Annotated in this window: 14 protein-coding genes and 1 tRNA gene; 8 read left to right on the forward strand and 7 right to left on the reverse strand. The window is 63.1% G+C overall.

Annotated features, from left to right (window positions below; all coding sequences use genetic code 11):
* Window positions 1-28 precede the first annotated feature (28 nt).
* The 5 genes from ASR47_RS09770 (at window position 29) to ASR47_RS09790 (ending at window position 4,645) form a co-directional block, all read left to right on the forward strand.
* The gene (locus tag ASR47_RS09770; RefSeq protein ID WP_065307573.1) at window positions 29-667 is read left to right on the forward strand and encodes a peroxiredoxin; all 639 of its coding nucleotides are present in this window, start codon (window positions 29-31) and stop codon (window positions 665-667) included.
* A gap of 176 nt (window positions 668-843) precedes the next feature.
* Window positions 844-1,704 (forward strand): sulfate ABC transporter permease subunit CysT, encoded by an 861-nt coding sequence (gene cysT / locus ASR47_RS09775; protein ID WP_065307574.1) that lies wholly within the window; start codon window positions 844-846, stop codon window positions 1,702-1,704.
* Window positions 1,704-2,630 carry a sulfate ABC transporter permease subunit CysW gene (gene cysW / locus ASR47_RS09780; RefSeq protein WP_065307575.1) on the forward strand — a complete coding sequence of 309 codons (927 nt, stop codon included), beginning with the start codon at window positions 1,704-1,706 and terminating at the stop codon, window positions 2,628-2,630. Before cysT ends, cysW begins: the two co-directional genes overlap by 1 nt.
* A 1-nt stretch (window position 2,631) precedes the next feature.
* Window positions 2,632-3,702, forward strand: a complete 1,071-nt coding sequence (locus ASR47_RS09785) for a sulfate/molybdate ABC transporter ATP-binding protein (protein WP_065307576.1) — start codon at window positions 2,632-2,634, stop codon at window positions 3,700-3,702.
* A gap of 10 nt (window positions 3,703-3,712) precedes the next feature.
* On the forward strand, window positions 3,713-4,645 hold the full coding sequence (locus tag ASR47_RS09790) for a CysB family HTH-type transcriptional regulator (protein ID WP_065307577.1): 933 nt from the start codon (window positions 3,713-3,715) through the stop codon (window positions 4,643-4,645).
* 10 nt (window positions 4,646-4,655) lie between these two features.
* On the opposite strand, the gene ASR47_RS09795 is transcribed toward ASR47_RS09790, so the two are convergent.
* On the reverse strand, window positions 4,656-5,234 hold the full coding sequence (locus ASR47_RS09795; RefSeq protein ID WP_065307578.1) for a hemerythrin domain-containing protein: 579 nt from the start codon (window positions 5,232-5,234) through the stop codon (window positions 4,656-4,658).
* A gap of 293 nt (window positions 5,235-5,527) precedes the next feature.
* On the opposite strand from ASR47_RS09795, the gene ASR47_RS09800 reads away from it, so the two are divergent.
* A complete protein-coding gene (locus tag ASR47_RS09800) occupies window positions 5,528-5,935 on the forward strand; it encodes an aldo/keto reductase (RefSeq protein ID WP_065307579.1) in 408 nt (135 codons plus the stop codon).
* Window positions 5,936-5,989: 54 nt separating this feature from the next.
* Here the strand turns inward: ASR47_RS09800 and ASR47_RS09805 are convergent, their stop codons facing one another.
* The 3 genes from ASR47_RS09805 to ASR47_RS09815 form a co-directional block, all read right to left on the reverse strand.
* On the reverse strand, window positions 5,990-8,395 hold the full coding sequence (locus tag ASR47_RS09805) for a TonB-dependent receptor plug domain-containing protein (RefSeq protein ID WP_065307580.1): 2,406 nt from the start codon (window positions 8,393-8,395) through the stop codon (window positions 5,990-5,992).
* A 282-nt stretch (window positions 8,396-8,677) separates the two neighbouring features.
* Window positions 8,678-9,724: an aldo/keto reductase gene (locus tag ASR47_RS09810; RefSeq protein ID WP_065307581.1), complete on the reverse strand. Its 1,047-nt coding sequence runs from the start codon at window positions 9,722-9,724 to the stop codon at window positions 8,678-8,680.
* A 9-nt stretch (window positions 9,725-9,733) separates the two neighbouring features.
* On the reverse strand, window positions 9,734-10,783 hold the full coding sequence (locus ASR47_RS09815) for a quinone-dependent dihydroorotate dehydrogenase (protein WP_065307582.1): 1,050 nt from the start codon (window positions 10,781-10,783) through the stop codon (window positions 9,734-9,736).
* A 200-nt stretch (window positions 10,784-10,983) separates the two neighbouring features.
* On the opposite strand from ASR47_RS09815, the gene ASR47_RS09820 reads away from it, so the two are divergent.
* Complete coding sequence (locus ASR47_RS09820; RefSeq protein WP_065307583.1) at window positions 10,984-14,301, forward strand: S41 family peptidase; 3,318 nt, start codon at window positions 10,984-10,986, stop codon at window positions 14,299-14,301.
* A gap of 183 nt (window positions 14,302-14,484) precedes the next feature.
* Here ASR47_RS09820 and ASR47_RS09825 read toward each other — a convergent pair whose 3' ends face one another.
* Genes ASR47_RS09825 through ASR47_RS09835 form a run of 3 tightly spaced genes read right to left on the reverse strand, consistent with a single transcriptional unit; the run spans window position 14,485 to window position 16,583 of the window.
* On the reverse strand, window positions 14,485-15,207 hold the full coding sequence (locus tag ASR47_RS09825) for an arginyltransferase (RefSeq protein ID WP_065307584.1): 723 nt from the start codon (window positions 15,205-15,207) through the stop codon (window positions 14,485-14,487).
* 46 nt (window positions 15,208-15,253) lie between these two features.
* The gene (aat, locus tag ASR47_RS09830; RefSeq protein ID WP_065307585.1) at window positions 15,254-15,970 is read right to left on the reverse strand and encodes a leucyl/phenylalanyl-tRNA--protein transferase; all 717 of its coding nucleotides are present in this window, start codon (window positions 15,968-15,970) and stop codon (window positions 15,254-15,256) included.
* Window positions 15,971-15,992: 22 nt separating this feature from the next.
* Entirely contained in the window at window positions 15,993-16,583 is a 591-nt protein-coding gene (locus ASR47_RS09835) for an NUDIX hydrolase (RefSeq protein ID WP_065307586.1), read from the reverse strand.
* Window positions 16,584-16,770: 187 nt separating this feature from the next.
* Between ASR47_RS09835 and ASR47_RS09840 the strand changes: the two genes are divergently transcribed.
* Window positions 16,771-16,847 (forward strand) — tRNA-Met (locus ASR47_RS09840).
* The last annotated feature ends 50 nt before the right edge of the window (window positions 16,848-16,897 follow it).

Below are 16,897 nucleotides of genomic sequence, written 5' to 3' on the forward strand. Positions count from 1 at the left end.
AACCCTAAAACCTGTTGAGGAGATCACGATGACTTTACGCCTGGGCGATACCGCCCCCGACTTTGAACAAGACAGCTCGACCGGTCCAATCAAGTTCCACGAATGGGCCGGCGACTCGTGGGTGGTGCTGTTCTCCCACCCGGCCGACTTTACCCCTGTCTGCACTACCGAACTGGGCCTGACCGCCAAGCTGAAACCGGAATTCGACAAGCGCAACGTGAAAGCCGTGGCACTGTCGGTCGACGCGGCCGAATCGCACAAAAGCTGGATCAAGGATATCGAAGAGACGCAGAACACGGTGGTCGGTTTCCCCATCATCGCCGACGTCGACAAGAAGGTATCGGTGCTGTACGACATGATCCATCCGGAACAATCGGTGACCGCCACCGTGCGCTCGGTGTTCGTCATCGATCCGAACAAGAAAGTGCGCCTGATCCTCACGTACCCCTTGAGCACCGGCCGCAATTTCGATGAAATCCTGCGTGTCATCGACGCCCTGCAACTGACGGACGGCTACACGGTCGCCACGCCAGGCAACTGGAAAGATGGCGATGACGTCATCATCCCGCTGCCGGTGCAGGACCCGGAAGTGATCAAGCAGAAATACCCGAAAGGCTATACGGCCGCAAAACCGTACTTGCGCCTGACGCCGCAGCCAAACAAATAAGTCAGCTGTTGCTGCTCAAAACGCACCTCGCCGGTGCGTTTTTTTTCGCCCAACGGTTTATCAGCTTATGTATGCATTTCCCATCTAAGCAAATGAGAAATGGTTCGTTCTTTTTATAACGGTTGCATGTGAATATGGCGCCCTGTTACTCGAAAATGTAATAAGAAGGGGTTTCTATGTCTGCAGCAACACTAGCACCGGTCAAGGCGCGGGGTGCGCCGTTCCGGGTCATGCCCGGCTTCAAGCTGTCGCTGGGCTTTACGCTGTTCTACCTGGCGCTGATCGTCCTGATTCCGCTGTCGGCGGTGTTCCTGAAGACCTTCACGATGACGTGGGAGGCGTTTTTCACAGCCGTCACTTCCGAGCGCGTGATGGCGTCCTATCGCCTGACGTTCGGCGCGTCGCTGATTGCCGCCTTGCTCAACGTCATCTTCGGCGGCATCCTGGCCTGGGTGCTGGTGCGCTACAAATTTCCCGGCAAACGCATTGTCGACGCCCTGGTCGACCTGCCGTTCGCCCTGCCGACGGCCGTGGCCGGCATTACCCTGACCGCGCTGTACTCGTCGAACGGCTGGTTCGGCCAGTTTATCGAAGGCGTGCTGGGCATCAAGGTGGCGTTCACGCCGCTGGGCGTGGTGGTGGCGCTGACCTTTATCGGCCTGCCCTTTGTGGTGCGCACGGTGCAGCCGGTGCTGGAAGACGCGGAAAAAGAACTTGAAGAAGCGGCCGCCAGCCTGGGCGCCAATTCCCTGCAGACTTTTACGCGCGTTATCTTTCCGACCATCCTGCCGTCGCTGCTGACCGGCTTTGCGCTGGCCTTTGCGCGCGCCACCGGCGAATACGGTTCCGTCATTTTTATCGCCGGCAATATGCCGATGGTGTCGGAAATCACGCCGCTATTCATTATCACCAAGCTGGAGCAATACGACTACGCGGGCGCCACGGCGATTGCCGTCGTGATGCTGGTGATCTCGTTTGTGCTGTTGTTGACGATTAACCTGCTGCAAGCGTGGACGCGCGGAAAGGGCCAGAAATAATGAACACCAAAGTCTCCGCCATTGCCAATGTGGAAGATGCGCTGCCGACAGCGCGCCGCATCGCACCCGCCGCCGCTCCCGTGGTGCTGGAACCGTTGTGGGTACGCACGGTCCTGATCACCGTCGCGCTGCTGTTCCTGACCGCCTTTTTGATCGTACCGCTGGTGGCCGTGTTTGCCGAAGCGTTCAAGAAGGGCTGGGAAGCGTATGTGGCCGCGATTGTCGATCCGGACGCGATTTCCGCCATCAAGCTGACCCTGATCACGGCCGCCATTGCCGTGCCGCTGAACCTGGTGTTCGGCGTGGCCGCTTCCTGGTGCATCGCCAAGTTCGAGTTCCGCGGCAAAAGCATTCTGCTGACCCTGATCGACCTGCCGTTTTCCGTCTCGCCGGTGATTTCCGGCCTGATCTATGTGCTGATGTTCGGCGCCCAAGGCTGGTTCGGTCCGTGGCTGCAGGAACACGATATCAAGATTCTGTTCGCAGTGCCCGGCATCGTGCTGGCCACCATCTTCATTACGTTCCCGTTCGTCGCGCGCGAGCTGATTCCGCTGATGCAGTCGCAGGGCAGCGAAGAGGAAGAGGCGGCGCTGGTGCTCGGCGCCTCGGGCTGGAATACCTTCCGCCGCGTGACCTTGCCGAACATCAAGTGGGGCCTGCTGTATGGCGTGATTTTGTGCAATGCGCGCGCCATGGGCGAATTCGGCGCCGTGTCGGTGGTCTCTGGCCATATCCGCGGCGAAACCAACACCATGCCGCTGCAAGTGGAGATTCTGTACAACGAGTACAACTTCGCCGCCGCCTTTGCCGTGGCGTCCTTGCTGGCCCTGCTGGCGCTGGTGACCCTGGCCCTGAAAGCCTTTATTGAGTGGCGTTTGAACGAGAGCGACGCCGACGATTCCGCCTTACGTTCCACGGAGCACTGACATGACCATCGCAGTTAAAAACATCAACAAGCGTTTCGGCGATTTCGTCGCCCTCGACAATATCTCGCTGGACTTTCCCGCCGGCGAACTGACTGCGCTGCTGGGCCCGTCCGGCTGCGGCAAGACCACCTTGCTGCGCATTATCGCCGGCCTCGAACATCCGGACAGCGGCCAGGTGCTGCTCGACGCCGAAGATGCCTCGAACCGCCATGTGCGCGAGCGGCAGGTCGGCTTCGTGTTCCAGCACTACGCGCTGTTCAAGCACATGACGGTGTTTGAAAACGTGGCCTTCGGCCTGCGCGTGAAGTCGCGCAGCGAACGCCCGTCCGAGGACCAGATCCGCCGCAAGGTCAAGGATTTGCTGGAACTGGTGCAGCTCGACTGGCTGGCCGACCGTTACCCGCCGCAGTTGTCGGGTGGCCAGCGCCAGCGTATCGCGCTGGCCCGCGCGCTGGCGGTCGAGCCGCGCGTGCTGCTGCTCGACGAGCCGTTCGGCGCGCTCGACGCCAAGGTGCGCAAGGAACTGCGCCGCTGGCTGCGCCGCCTGCACGACGACCTGCATGTGACCAGCATTTTTGTGACGCACGACCAGGAAGAGGCGCTGGAAGTGGCCGACCAGGTGGTGCTGATGAACAAGGGCACGGTCGAACAGCTGGGCTCGCCAGAGCAGGTCTACAACCATCCGGCCTCGCCGTTTGTCTACGGCTTCCTCGGCAACGTCAACCTGTTCCATGGCCGCGTGCATGATGGCGTGATGGCCACCGGCGACGCCAGTTTCGATGTGCCCGATTATGCCGGTGTCAGCGACAGCAAGGGCACGGCCTATGTGCGGCCGCACGACCTGGAAATCGACCGCTATACGCCGGGCGCCGAAGGCATTGTCGTCAAACTGAGCCGCGCCCATGCGATCGGCCCGCTGGCCCAGCTGGACCTGCGGCGCGTCGATAACAGCGAACTGATCGAAGCGGTGATGTCGAACGAGCGTTACAGCCATCTGCAACTGAAAGAGGGCGAAACCCTGGTCGTGCGGCCGAAGCGTTTGCACGTCTTTGTCGAACCGACACGAACCTGATGGGAATGCCATGAACTTTCAACAATTGCGCTCGATCCGCGAGGCGGCGCGCCGCGGCTATAACCTGACGGAAGTGGCAAACGCGCTGTTTACGTCGCAGCCTGGCGTGAGCCGGCAGATCCGCGAACTCGAAGACGAGCTGGGCGTGGTCATTTTCGAGCGCAACGGCAAGCGGCTGACGGGCCTGACGGAGCCTGGCAAAGGTATTTTGAAAATCGTTGACCGGCTGCTGATCGAAGCGGAAAACCTGCAGCAGGCCAGCCTGGAATACAGCGGCCAGACCAGCGGCACCCTGTCGGTGGCCGCCACCCACACCCAGGCGCGCTATGCGCTGCCGAAAGTGGTGCAGGGCTTTCGCGCCGCGTTTCCCGAGGTGCGCATCGCGCTGCAGCAAAGCGCGCCCGAACATATCGCCGAATGGGTATTGTCCGGCAAGACCGATATCGGCATCGCCACAGAAGGCCTGAGCCAGTTTCCCGATCTGGTGTCGTTCCCGTGCTACCGCTGGAGCCATCTGATCGTGGTGCCGGACGGCCACCCGCTGCTCGGGCACTCGCCGATCCGCCTGGAAGACCTGGCCAAATACCCCCTGATTACCTACGACAAGGGTTTTACGGGGCGCGGCCATATCGACGACGCGTTTGCCAAGGCAGGCGTGGCCACCGACATCATCCTCACCGCCATGGACTCGGACGTCATCAAGCAATACGTGGCGCTGGGACTGGGCGTGGGCATCGTCGCCTCGATGGCATTCGACCATGGCCGCGACCAGGGGCTGCGGGCGGTGGAAGCGTCGCATCTGTTTGCCACCAATACCACCCGCCTGGCCGTGCGCCGCGGCGCCTATCTGCGCGCCTATGCGTATGAATTCATCCTGCAGCTGGCGCCCGACCTGACGCGCGCCGATATCGACCGCGCCATGGGCGGCGAAGAAGCGCCGTAGGCGAATTTCTTCAGGCCGCCTTGCGGGTAAACAACCTGGCCGCCAGCAGCACGCCGGCCGCGCCCACGATCCAGGCGGTGCTGCTGCCGGAAAAGCCGATGGCGGTATTGGCGGCGATCTTGCCGGCCTGCGGCTTGAGCAGCGCCAGGCGGCGCTTGCTCATTTTCACGCCCAGCTCGCTCAAGCGCTCGCTGCCCAGCGCATTTTCCGCTTCCGGCAGCAGCACGGTTTCCTCCTCGGCCACATGGTGCAGCACATCGCGCATCAGTTCCAGCAGCAAGGCGTCGTGGCGCGCGCTGGCCGCATCGCAGGCGCGCAGTTCGCCAATCAGGCGGCGCATTTCCTGGTGCTCGGGCACGCTTTTTTGCAGCACTGGCAGGGCAGGGTTCAACTGGCGCATGCGCGGATAGAAAATCTCTTCTTCCAGGGTGGCGTGGATTTCCAGCGCGCTGCATATCGTGTCGGCCAGGGCCTTCTTGACGGCCGGCCTCTTGCTGCTCGTGTACTGGTGAAAGGTCAGCAGCACGTGGCTATGGTCGAAGCGGATCATGTCGGTAATCGACGGGCTCAGTTTGCTCAATGACAGCATGGCTTTCTCCGTAAGGGGATGGCCATTGATGATAGTCTGCCCTGATGCCTGTTCGCGCGATCGAACTGCGATGCTTCTGCGCTGGCGCAAGGCGCACTGCGAAAGTAGCAAGCTGGAGGGTGCACTGCTGACGGCACAGCCGGCCTTGAAGCCTTATGATGGTCTCTCCCTTCCACTGCAGAGGACCGACATGATGGCTGCCATTCCCCAATTGACCCTCAACGATGGCCAGCGCCTGGCGCAGATCGGCTTTGGCACCTGGCCGCTGGACGACGCGCAGGCGCGCTACGACAATGAGGCCAGGTGTCGAACGCGGCATCGCCGCCAGCGGCCTGCCGCGTTCCGAGGTGCAACTGACCAGCAAGCTGCGCGGCAGCGAACACGGTTTTGACAGCACCTGGCGCGCCTTTGTCCGCTTGCGCGAGGAAGGCCGCATCGGCTCGATCGGCGTGTCGAACTTCCAGCCGGCGCATATCGACCGGCTGTTGTCGGAAACTGGCGTGCTGCCGGCCGTCAACCAGATCGAGCTGCACCCCGACTTCACGCAAGCGGCGCTGCGCGCCTGGCATGCGCGCCAGGGCATCGTGATCGCGTCCTGGAGTCCGCTGGGGCGCGGCGCAATACGAGCGGTAGGTCATGGCCAACAATGTTGTCGGATTACGCGCTTGCGCGCTAATCCGACGATCTTGTCGGGGCAGTAGGTCGGATTAGCGGCGGCACGCCGCGTAATCCGACACCACCATTGCCAGAGATGATTACCAGCTATACCCCGCCTTCGCATAGTAATAACGCCCATTGAAACCGTTCGGCGCGAAGATGCTGTATGGCTGGGTGCCGGCCACGTTCAGGTTGCCGGCGCTGGTCACTTGCGCCGGGTAGCGGTTGGTGACGTTGTCGATGCCGGCCGCCAGGCGCCAGTTCTGGCCCAGCTTGACGGAACCCGACAGGTCGAGCACCCATTGGGGATCGTAATGCTGGTCCAGCGCGACATTGTTTTGCGGCACCGTAAAGCTGCCGTAGCGCGTGACCACGCCGTGCGCGTTCCAGTTGCCGAAGCCGTAGTCGGCGGCCAGGCTGAACTTGTCCTTCGGCGAAGCGACGGTGGCGCGGGCCACCGTCTGGCGGTCGATCAGCAGCAGCTTGTTGGCTGTCAGGATGGCCGGATTGTCGGCGATTTTCTGTACCGAGCTCTTGTTGTGGTTATAGGCCACGGTGAAGTCCAGGCGGTCTTTTTCCTGCAGCTCGATGCGGTAGGTGCTGACGATGTCCACGCCTTCGGTGCGCGTGTCGACCGCGTTGGTGAAGTAGCGCGCGGCGCCGACGGCCGTGCCTTGCGCCGCCAGCTGGGCCTGCAGTGCGCTGTTGAGCGCCAGGTTGGCCGAGAACAGGATGCGGTTATCGATGTCGATGCGGTAGGCGTCGATCGAGGTGGTGAAGTTGCGGTCCGGCTGGAACTGCAGGCCCAGGCTGTAGTTGCGGGCTTTTTCGGGCTTCAGGTCCTGCGCTCCCAGGGCGCGCGCCTGCGGCGTGTTGACGGCAAAGGTACCCGTCTCGATCGGCGTATTGGTGCCGTTGACCACCTGGAAGTTGGTGGTGGTGATGGTGTAATACTGCTGCGCCAGCGATGGCGCGCGAAAGCCGCTCGAGGCCGTGCCGCGCAGCGACAGCGCGTCGGTAAATGCGTAGCGGGCCGAACCCTTGGCCGAGGTGGTGCTGCCAAAGTCGCTGTAGCGTTCATGGCGCAGGGCCACGCCGCCCGACAGTTTCCGGGTGACTTCCGCTTCCAGGTTCACATAGACCGATTCATTGTGGCGCGAGTGGCTGCCGGCGTTGGCTGGACGAAAACCGGCAAAGCCCTGCGCGCCGCTGCCCGAGTACGACGCTTCGTCGCCGGCGCCGATGCTGTATTTCTCTCGGCGCGCTTCAACACCGACGGCCACCGTCAGCGGTCCCGTCAAGGCCGGCACGGCAAATTCGCGCGCGGCGTCGAGGTTGAACACGCTCTGTTCGTTTTTCAGCGAACCGGCGTAGAAATGCGTGGGGCTGTTGATGCCCAGTGGGCCGATCGACAGGTTGATGGTGTTGTCGAGATCGAGTTCGAACTTGTTGCTGCCGTAGTTCAGGCTGGCATCCCAGCGCCAGCCGGCCGCTTCGCCGCGCAGGCCGGTGACCAGGGACTGGTCGGTCAGGGTGCTGTTTTGCAGCGGCAAGAAGCCCTCCGGATAGACGGGCGTGCGCAGCGCCGTGCCGTTGAAGGCCGTGCGCCAGGTGGCGGCGGCCGAGGTGTCGCGCTTGCCGTAGTTGCCGAAGGCATACCAGTCGATATTGTCGTTGAGGTGGTATTCGCTGTTGAAGAACACCGTGGCCGGCTGGCTTTCGGCGTCGCCGTAGCGCTGGTTGACCTTGCCGTAGCGTGGCTCGAGCGGATTGCGGAAATCGGCGCCGGCGCGGTTGGTCGGATCGCGGTCGGCCACTTCGGCCGACAGGCGCAGCCAGCCGTCTTCGCCGAGCGCAAAGCCGGCCGAACCCTTGATGCTTTTCTGCTTGCCATCGCGTTCCTGGGTCTGGCCATAACCCACTTCCACGTCGCCGCCGGCCGCGCCTTTTTTCAGGATGATATTGATCACGCCGGCGATGGCATCGGAACCGTACTGTGCGGCGGCGCCATCGCGCAGCACTTCCACGTGGTCGATGGCGGCCAGGGGAATCGCGTTCAGGTCGACCGGCGCCGAGCCGCGGCCCAGCGAACCGTTGACGTTGACCACGGCGGACGTATAACGGCGCTTGCCGTTGACCAGCACCAGGGTCTGGTCGGGCGACAGGCCGCGCAGCTGGGCCGGACGCACGGCGTCGCTGGCGTCGGCGCCGGTGGCGCGGGCAAAATTCAGCGAGGGCAGCAAGCGGCTCAGCACGGTGGCCAGTTCGGCCGAACCCGTGCTTTGCAGGTCGCGCGAGGTCAGGATATCGATCGGCGACTCGGAGTCGATGGTGCGGCGGTTTTTCGCAAAGGTGCCGGTCACGACCACCGATTGCAGCTCGCCTTCGGCCGGCAGTTCCTGCTGGGCGTGGGCGGGCAGGGCGAAACAGGCCACCAGGCTGGCGGCGATGACGGTCTTGACGGGGAGGGCGCGAACGGCGCTACGGATATGTGGGGAACTCATCGACGATCTCTTCGGTTAGTGTAACGGTGTGCGCGAACTCGGGCGGTTCTGCGATAAACAAGAGTAACAGTGGGGACCAGGCCCGCTTACGAATGCTTCAGCGTATCGTTATGCGATAAACGGATAATGCGCGGGCGATATGCGGGTCGTGCGCATATCGTCTTGCTCTCCAGCATACGGCGGGCCATGGCAAAGCCGCAATGGTGCACTGCGGCGGTTTGCTGCTTGTTGTATAAAAACGACTGCCGGCGGCGCGGATGGCCGCCGGCGTAGACGATGCGCTTATTGACCGGGGTTGGTCAGGCTGGCGTGGATCGCGTCGACGGCTTTGATGATGTCCGGCGACAGGGTGATGGCGTAGGCGTCGATATTGTGGGCCAGCTGCTCCAGGCTGGTCGCGCCGATAATCGTCGAGGCGACAAACCAGCGCGAGTAGCACCAGGCCAGCGCCAGCTGGGTGGGCGTCAGGCCATTGGCGCGCGCCAGCGCCGCGTACTGGCGGGCCGCTTCGATGGTGGCCGGGCGGATATAGCGCGGGCTCCAGCCGGGCGGGAAAATCGTCAGGCGTCCGCGCGCCTGCGGGTCGTCCAGGTATTTGGCCGTCAGCTGGCCGAACGCCAGCGGACTGTAGGCCAGGAGGCCCACGTTCTCGCGGTGGCAGGTTTCGTCCAGCAGGCCAGTCTCGAACTGGCGCGCCGTCAGGTTGTACAGGTTCTGGATCGACGCAATGCGCGGCAGGCCTTTCAGTTCGGCCTGCTTGATATATTCGCACACGCCCCACGACGATTCGTTCGACACGCCGATATGGCCGATCTTGCCTTCGTCGACCAGCTTGCCGAGGATCGCCAGGGTGTCTTCGATGGCGACCGCATCGCGTTCGTGCTGCGGGTGGTAGCTGTTGGCGCCGAAGATGGGCACATTGCGGCTGGGCCAGTGGAGCTGGTACAGATCGATATGCCCGGTCTGCAAACGGCGCAGGCTGTCTTCGACGGCGGCGCGGATATTGACGGCGTCGAGGTTGTTCTTGCCGCCGCGTATCCAGTGCATGCGGCTGTTCGGCCCGGCGACCTTGCTGGCCAGCACGATGTTGCCGCGCTTGCCGCTTTTCTTCAGCCAGGAGCCGATATAGCGCTCGGTGCTGCCCTGCGTTTCGGCGCTGGCCATCACCGGATACATCTCGGCCGTGTCGATGAAATTGATGCCGCGCTCGAGCGCGTAATCGAGCTGGCTGTGCGCTTCCGCTTCGCTGTTCTGCTCGCCGAAGGTCATGGTGCCCAGGCAGATTTTGCTGACCTGCAGGCTGCTCGAACCGAGGGTGATCTTGTCCATGCTGTCTCCTTAGCGCGCCTGTTTGCCGCGCAGCGCGCGCGCGCAGTCGCCGACCAGCGCCGGGCCGGCGTAAATCAGGCCGCTGTACAGCTGCACCAGTTGCGCGCCCGCTTCGAACTTGGCCACCGCGTCGCCGCCCTGCATGATGCCGCCCACGCCGATGATGGGCAGCGCATCGCCCAGTTCCGCTTTCAATAAACGGATCACGGTGTTCGACAGTTCGAACACGGGCGCGCCCGACAGGCCACCGGCCTCGGCGCCATGCTCCATGCCTGCCACGGCGCTGCGCGAGAGCGTGGTATTGGTGGCGATCACGCCGTCGATGCCGTGGCGCGTGAGCGAGTCGGCGATGCTTTTTACCTGTTCGCCGTCCATGTCCGGCGCGATCTTCAGGGCCAGCGGCACGTAGCGCTGGTGCTGGTCGGCCAGGCGCGCCTGCGCCGCTTTCAACTGCGACAGCAGGGCGTCGAGTTCCGATGCGCCCTGCAGCTGGCGCAAATTCTTGGTGTTCGGCGACGAGATATTCACTGTCACATAGCTGGCGTAGGGATAGACTTTTTCCAGGCACAGCAGGTAGTCGTCGGCCGCTTTCTCGATCGGCGTATCGGCGTTCTTGCCGATGTTCAGGCCCAGCACGCCGGCGCGCTCCTGGTAGAACTTCGAGGCCTGCACATTGGCCACAAAGGCGTCCACGCCGCCGTTATTGAAGCCCATGCGGTTGATGATGCCCTGCGCCTGCGGCAGGCGGAACATGCGCGGCTTGGGGTTGCCGGCCTGCGCGCGCGGCGTGACGGTACCCACTTCGATCGAGCCGAAGCCCATGTCGGCCAGCGCATCGATAAACGCGCCATCCTTGTCCAGACCGGCGGCCAGGCCGACCGGATTGGGGAAGGTGATGCCCATCACCGTGCGCGGGTCCGCCGCCGGTTTGCCGGCCAGTTTCGTCAGGCCCAGCGCGGCCGCGCGTTTCAGGGCGGGCAGGGTGAAATGGTGGGCCGCTTCGGCATCCATGGAAAACAGCAGCGGGCGGGCGAGGGAGTACAGGAATTTTTTGGACATGGGTTTTTCAGAGATGGTGCGCGGGGCGTGATGCGGTCATGGGTACTCATGGGTGCTATCTGTGGGTGGCGTATTTTACCGTGTTCCACATGGCCATCGGTGTATAGTTCTTGTTGGCCTAATGCAATTATTGATTCATTACCAAGTTGTATCGGCGCCATGTACCTTCCTGCTTCCTTACATCATAAGTGAGACATCGATTGAACAAGACACCCATTCTGACGGCCATCGCCGCCGCTGCCGCACTGCTGCTGGGCCATCCCGTCACCGCCTTTGCGCTGCCCAATACCACCGACACCCGCATGCTGAGCGAGCCGGCCGTCTCGAACAGCCATCTCGCCTTTATCTATGCGGGCGACCTGTGGCTGACTAACCGCGATGGCGGCGGCGCGCGGCGGCTGACGTCGGATCTCGGTGGCAAGTCGAACCCCGTGTTTTCGCCCGATGGCAGCCTGATCGCCTATAGCGCCAATATCGACGGCAACACCGACGTGTATGTGATCGCGGCGGCCGGCGGCGTGCCGCGCCGCCTGACCTTTCATCCCGGTGCCGATCTGGCGCAGGCGTTCACGCCGGACGGCAAGGCGGTGATGTTCACCTCGCCGCGCGCCGCCTTCAACAACCGCTTCCAGAAGCTGTTGACGGTGCCGGTGGCGGGCGGCGTGGAAACCCAGCTCGAGATCCCCAACGCCTCGCGCGCCACGTATTCGCCCGATGGCCAGCGCATCGCCTACAACCCGCTGGCGCCGGCGTTCAAGCAGTGGAAGCGCTACCGCGGCGGCACCAATTCCTGGCTGTGGCTGTTTTCCTCCGCCGACAAATCGATAGAGAAAATCCCGCAGCCGGCCACGCGTTCGAACGATGTCGATCCGATCTGGCTCGGCGACACCGTGTACTTCAGGTCGGACCGCAATGGCGAATTCAATCTGTATGGCTACGATGTAAAAAGCAAGGCGGTGCGCCAGCTGACGCGGCATACGGACTTCCCGGTGCTGAACGCTTCGGCCGCCAATGGCGCCATCGTCTACGAGCAGGCCGGCTATCTGCACAGCCTGGACCTGGCCAGCGGCCAGTCGACAAAGCTGGTCATTGGCGTGGCCAGCGACCTGGGGCAGACGCGCCCGCGCTGGGTCAAGGGCGCGAAATATATCCGCGATGTGTCGATCTCGCCGTCGGGCGCGCGCGTGGCGTTCGAGTACCGCGGCGAGATCGTCACCATCCCGGCCGACAAGGGCGACGTGCGCAACCTGACGCAGACACCGGGGGCCAACGAACGCACGCCGGTCTGGTCGCCCGATGGCCGCTCGGTGGCGTATTTCTCGGACGAGTCGGGCGAATACGAACTGCATGTGCGGGCCCAGGACGGCAAGGGCGCGGTGCGCAAGTTCAAGCTCAATGGCAGCGGCTTCTACGACAGCGCCGTCTGGTCGCCCGACAGCAAAAAGATCGCCTTTGCCGACAACGGCTGGCGCCTGTATGTGATCGATATCGGCAGCGGCAAGGTGCAAAGAATAGCCACCGAACCGATGTACGGCGTCGACAAGAGCATGCGCGCCTCGTGGGCGCCCGATTCGCGCTGGCTGGCTTACACGCTCAACTCGCCCACCTATACGCGCAGCGCCTATATCTATTCGGTCGAGCAGAACACGTCGATGCCGGTGACGGACGGCCTGTCGGACGTGGCCGAACCGGTGTTCGACAAGAACGGCAAATACCTGTACTTCCTGGCCTCGACCAATGCGGGCCCCAGCAACAACTGGTTCTCGCAGCAGAACGAAGACAATCTGGTCACGCGCACGGTGTGGATGGCGGTGCTGAGGAATGATTTGCCGTCGCCCCTGATCAAGGAAAGCGACGAGGAGAAAGCCGCGGCTGCGGAGCCGAAGAAGGACGCCGCCAAGGCCGACAGCGAAGCGAAAAACGAGCCGAAGATCGACCCGAAGACGGGCCGCGACGATCCGAAAGTGAACGTCGCGCCGGTGGCGCCGATCCGCATCGACTTCGACGGCATCGCCACGCGCATCGTCGACCTGCCGATGCCGGCCGCGCAGTTCTCCAGCCTGGCTGCCGGTGGCGACGGCCAGATCTTTTTCCTGCGCGAGAACGACGGCAAGAAGGCGGTGCAGCGCTTTGATCTGAAGGATCGCAAGGCCGACACCATGGTGGCGGAAGCCGATGATTTCGAGGTCTCGGCCGACGGCAGGAAGCTGCTGTACCGGCAGAAGGACAACTGGGCCATGGGGTCCGCCACCGGCAAGATGCTGGCCGCCGGCGAAGGCAAGATCAAGGTCGAGGCGATCGAGGTCAAGGCCGATCCGCGCGCCGAGTGGACGCAGATTTTCAACGAGGTGTGGCGCATCAACCGCGATTATTTCTATGACCCTGGCATGCACGGCGTGGACTGGAAGGCCATGCGCGACAAGTACGCGGCCTTTCTGCCCGAGCTGTCGAGCCGCGCCGACCTCAACCGCCTGATACAGTGGATGTGCAGCGAGCTGGCCGTGGGCCACCACCGCGGTGGCGGCGGCGACGACTTTATCGACGCGAAAAAAGTGCCGGGCGGCCTGCTGGGCGCCGACTACGAAGTGAGCAACGGCCACTACCGCTTCAAAAAAGTGTATGGCGGCCTGAACTGGAACCCCACCTTGCGCGCGCCGCTGACGGAACCGGGCCTGAACGTCAAGGCCGGCGAATATCTGCTGGCCGTCGACAGCCGACCGATCGCGCCGCCAACGAATATCTACAGTGCGTTTGAAAACACGGCCGGCAAGGCCATCGATATCACGGTGGGGCCTAACGCCGACGGCAAGGGGGCGCGCACCGTCACGGTGGTGCCGGTGCCGACGGAAGACGCGCTGCGCAACCGCGACTGGATCGAAGGCAACATGCGCAAGGTGAACGCGGCCACCGGCGGCAAGGTGGCCTATGTGTACGTGCCCAATACGGCGGGCCTGGGCCATACCTACTTCAAGCGCTATTTCTTTCCGCAGGCCGACAAGCAGGCCATCATCGTCGACGAGCGCTTCAATGGCGGCGGCAGCGTGGCCGATTATTACATCGAGATCCTGCAGAAGAAGGAGATCGCCTGGTGGGCCATGCGCTATGGCGCCGACATGAAGACGCCGTCGGCCTCGATCCAGGGCCCGCGCGCCATGCTGATCGACGAGACCGCCGGTTCGGGCGGCGACCTGCTGCCGTGGATGTTCCGCAAAAATAACATGGGGCCCCTGATCGGCAAGGCCACCTGGGGCGGCCTGGTCGGCATCCTCGGTTTCCCCGTGCTGATGGACGGCGGCAGCATCACCGCGCCCAACCTGGCGTTCTGGACCCGCGAGAACGGCTGGGGCGTGGAAAACGAAGGCGTGCCGCCCGATATCGAGGTCGAGCAGACCCCGGCCGACGTGATCGCCGGCCGTGATCCGCAGCTGGAAAAAGCCATCGAGGTGATACAGGCCGAGCTGGCGAAAAACCCGCCAGTGCGCCCAAACAGGCCTGCGTATCCGGACAAAAGCAAGTAAAAGGCGTAGGTCGGATTAGCGCTTCGCGCGTAATCCGACAACTACCACGGTCAGCGTCAACAATGTTGTCGGATTACGCGCTTGCGCGCTAATCCGACCTACCACGGTCAGCGTCAACAATGTTGTCGGATGACGCGCTTGCGCGCTAATCCGACCTACCGCCCCACCGACATGCGGTTGGTTTCACATGACCAGCCACTGCCCCTTGATTCTGGCTTCCAGCGGCTTGAAATTGATTTTATAAGCCATCTTCGGGCTCTGGGCGATCCAGTAGCCGAGGTAGACATACGGCAGGCCCAGCTCGCGCGCCTGGGCGATCTGCCACAGCACGTTGTAGGTGCCGTAGGAGGCGCCCGGCACGTCAGGATCAAAAAAGGTGTAGACGGACGACAGCCCGTCGGCCAGCACGTCGATGATGCTGACCATGCGCAGGGTGCCGTCGGGGTCGCGAAACTCCACCAGGCGCGTGTTGACCCGGCTTTGCAGCAGGAACTGGGCGTACTGGTCACGGCTGTCCTGATCCATGCCGCCGCCCGCGTGGCGCGTGCTCTGGTAGCGCAGGTAGAGTTCGTAGTGCTCGTCGAGAAAAGACAGGCTGGCCACGCCGGCCTGCAGCTGGGCATGGCGGCTCCAGGCGCGGCGCTGGTTGCGGCTGGCGGCAAAGTCTTGCGCCGCCACCCGCACCGGAATGCAGGCCTGGCAGCCGTCGCAATAGGGGCGGTAGGTAAAGATGCCGCTGCGCCGGAAGCCGTTGCGCACCAGTTCGGAATACACATCGCTGTTGATCAGGTGCGAAGGGGTGGCTACCTGCGAGCGCGCCTGGCGCTGCTCGAGGTAGCTGCAGGGGTAGGGCGCCGTCGTATAGAACTGCAGGGTGGCAAACGGTAATTCGTTCAGGTGCGTCATGGCGGTCCAGTATGAGGCAGCGGTGTTGCCTGCAACGATAGCATAGCTACTGCGTGGCCGCAGTGCGCCAGTCGGTGATTTGTGGTTCTTCAATCGCGCCGCGCAGATGGGCCAGAAAGCGCGTGCGCGAAATCGGCGCCGCACCAAGCGAGGCCAGGTGGCGCGTCTCCTGCTGGCAGTCGATCATTTTCACGCCGCGTTCCTTCAGAAAGCGCACCAGTTGCGCCAGCGCGATTTTCGAGCCGTCCGTCACGCGCGCGAACATCGATTCGCCATAGAACATGCGGCCGATCGACACGCCATAGGCGCCGCCCACCAGTTCGCCGTCGCACCACAATTCCGACGAATGCGCATAGCCGAGCTTGTGCAAGCCCGTATAGCCGTCGATGATCTCGTCCGAAATCCAGGTGCCGGGGCCGTCCTTGCGCGGCGCGGCGCAGGCGCGCATGACGCCCTCGAAGTCGCCGTCGAAGCGCAGCTGCCAGCGCCCGTCCGTGGCGGCGCTGCGCTCGACCTTGCGGATGGCTTTGTGCAGGCTGTCGGACAATTTGAAGTTGTCGGTCATCAGCACCATGCGCGGATCGGTGCTCCACCACAGTATCGGCTGGCCTTCGGAAAACCAGGGAAAGATGCCGTGCCGGTAGGCGTCGAGCAGGCGGCGCGGCGACAGGTCGGCGCCGGCCGCCAAGAGGCCAGGCGCTTCGCCCGTCAGCGCGCGCGATACATCGGGAAACGGGGTATGGAGATCGAGCCAGGGAATCATGCGGTCAGGGCGGTCAGGGCGCTCAAGGTTGATGGACGCCATCGGCGGGCATGGCCATCGGGCGGTTGATGTCGCCCGTGTGAAAGCCGTAGCTGCCGCCTTCGCGCATCTTCACGCGGTCGGCAAAGAACAGTTCCAGGGTGGTGCGCACGGTGGGAAAGGCGATCTCGTCCCAGGGGATTTCGCTTTCCGTAAACAGCCGCACTTCAAGGCTTTCGATGCCGGGCGCGAAATCGAGGTCGCGCAGGCGCGCCAGGTAGAACAGGTGCACCTGGTGCACGCGCTGCACGTTCAGCAGCGAAAACAGCTTGCCCAGTTCGATATGCGCGCCCGCTTCCTCCACCGTTTCGCGCTCGGCCGCATCCGAGGTGGTCTCGTCGTTTTCCATGAAGCCGGCCGGCAGGGTCCAGTAGCCGTAACGCGGTTCGATGGCGCGCTTGCACAGCAGCACCTGCAACTGGCCGTCCCGCTCCCAGACGGGGATCGAGCCGACCACCATCTTCGGGTTCTGGTAATGAATGGTGTCGCAGTTGGGGCAGACATGGCGCAGGCGGTTGTCGCCATCCGGTATCGACAGGCTGACGGGATGGGCGCATTCGGAGCAGAATTTCATGGGCGGGCTTCAGGTAAAAATGGCGGATGTTCGGTCGCTAGTGTAACGCCTACTGTACACCGATTGCATGCGCCGTGGCGTGCCGGCCAGGCCAGCCACGCGCCGGTATTTTCCATTAAATGGCGCTATTGCGGTTAATCTTGAGATAGCTATTGCCTAAGCCGCCCGTTTGCGCTTATAATTCTTGTGCGGGGTGGAGCAGTCTGGCAGCTCGTCGGGCTCATAACCCGAAGGTCACAGGTTCAAATCCTGTCCCCGCAACCAATTCTGTAAGTCGTTGATCTCAAAGGATTCCTGCTCAGTGTGCTGGGGTT

The organism is Janthinobacterium psychrotolerans (assembly GCF_001677885.1).
GTDB classification, from domain to species: Bacteria; Pseudomonadota; Gammaproteobacteria; order Burkholderiales; family Burkholderiaceae_D; genus Janthinobacterium; species Janthinobacterium psychrotolerans.

Excerpts from the sequence above, each read along its gene's own strand:
- ASR47_RS09770 (WP_065307573.1), top strand. The coding sequence starts at position 29 with ATGACTTTACGCCTGGGCGATACCGCCCCCGACTTTGAACAAGACAGC.
- cysT (WP_065307574.1), top strand. The coding sequence starts at position 844 with ATGTCTGCAGCAACACTAGCACCGGTCAAGGCGCGGGGTGCGCCGTTC.
- cysW (WP_065307575.1), top strand. The coding sequence starts at position 1,704 with ATGAACACCAAAGTCTCCGCCATTGCCAATGTGGAAGATGCGCTGCCG.
- ASR47_RS09785 (WP_065307576.1), top strand. The coding sequence starts at position 2,632 with ATGACCATCGCAGTTAAAAACATCAACAAGCGTTTCGGCGATTTCGTC.
- ASR47_RS09790 (WP_065307577.1), top strand. The coding sequence starts at position 3,713 with ATGAACTTTCAACAATTGCGCTCGATCCGCGAGGCGGCGCGCCGCGGC.
- ASR47_RS09795 (WP_065307578.1), bottom strand. The coding sequence starts at position 5,234 with ATGCTGTCATTGAGCAAACTGAGCCCGTCGATTACCGACATGATCCGC.
- ASR47_RS09800 (WP_065307579.1), top strand. The coding sequence starts at position 5,528 with ATGAGGCCAGGTGTCGAACGCGGCATCGCCGCCAGCGGCCTGCCGCGT.
- ASR47_RS09805 (WP_065307580.1), bottom strand. The coding sequence starts at position 8,395 with ATGAGTTCCCCACATATCCGTAGCGCCGTTCGCGCCCTCCCCGTCAAG.
- ASR47_RS09810 (WP_065307581.1), bottom strand. The coding sequence starts at position 9,724 with ATGGACAAGATCACCCTCGGTTCGAGCAGCCTGCAGGTCAGCAAAATC.
- ASR47_RS09815 (WP_065307582.1), bottom strand. The coding sequence starts at position 10,783 with ATGTCCAAAAAATTCCTGTACTCCCTCGCCCGCCCGCTGCTGTTTTCC.
- ASR47_RS09825 (WP_065307584.1), bottom strand. The coding sequence starts at position 15,207 with ATGACGCACCTGAACGAATTACCGTTTGCCACCCTGCAGTTCTATACG.
- aat (WP_065307585.1), bottom strand. The coding sequence starts at position 15,970 with ATGATTCCCTGGCTCGATCTCCATACCCCGTTTCCCGATGTATCGCGC.
- ASR47_RS09835 (WP_065307586.1), bottom strand. The coding sequence starts at position 16,583 with ATGAAATTCTGCTCCGAATGCGCCCATCCCGTCAGCCTGTCGATACCG.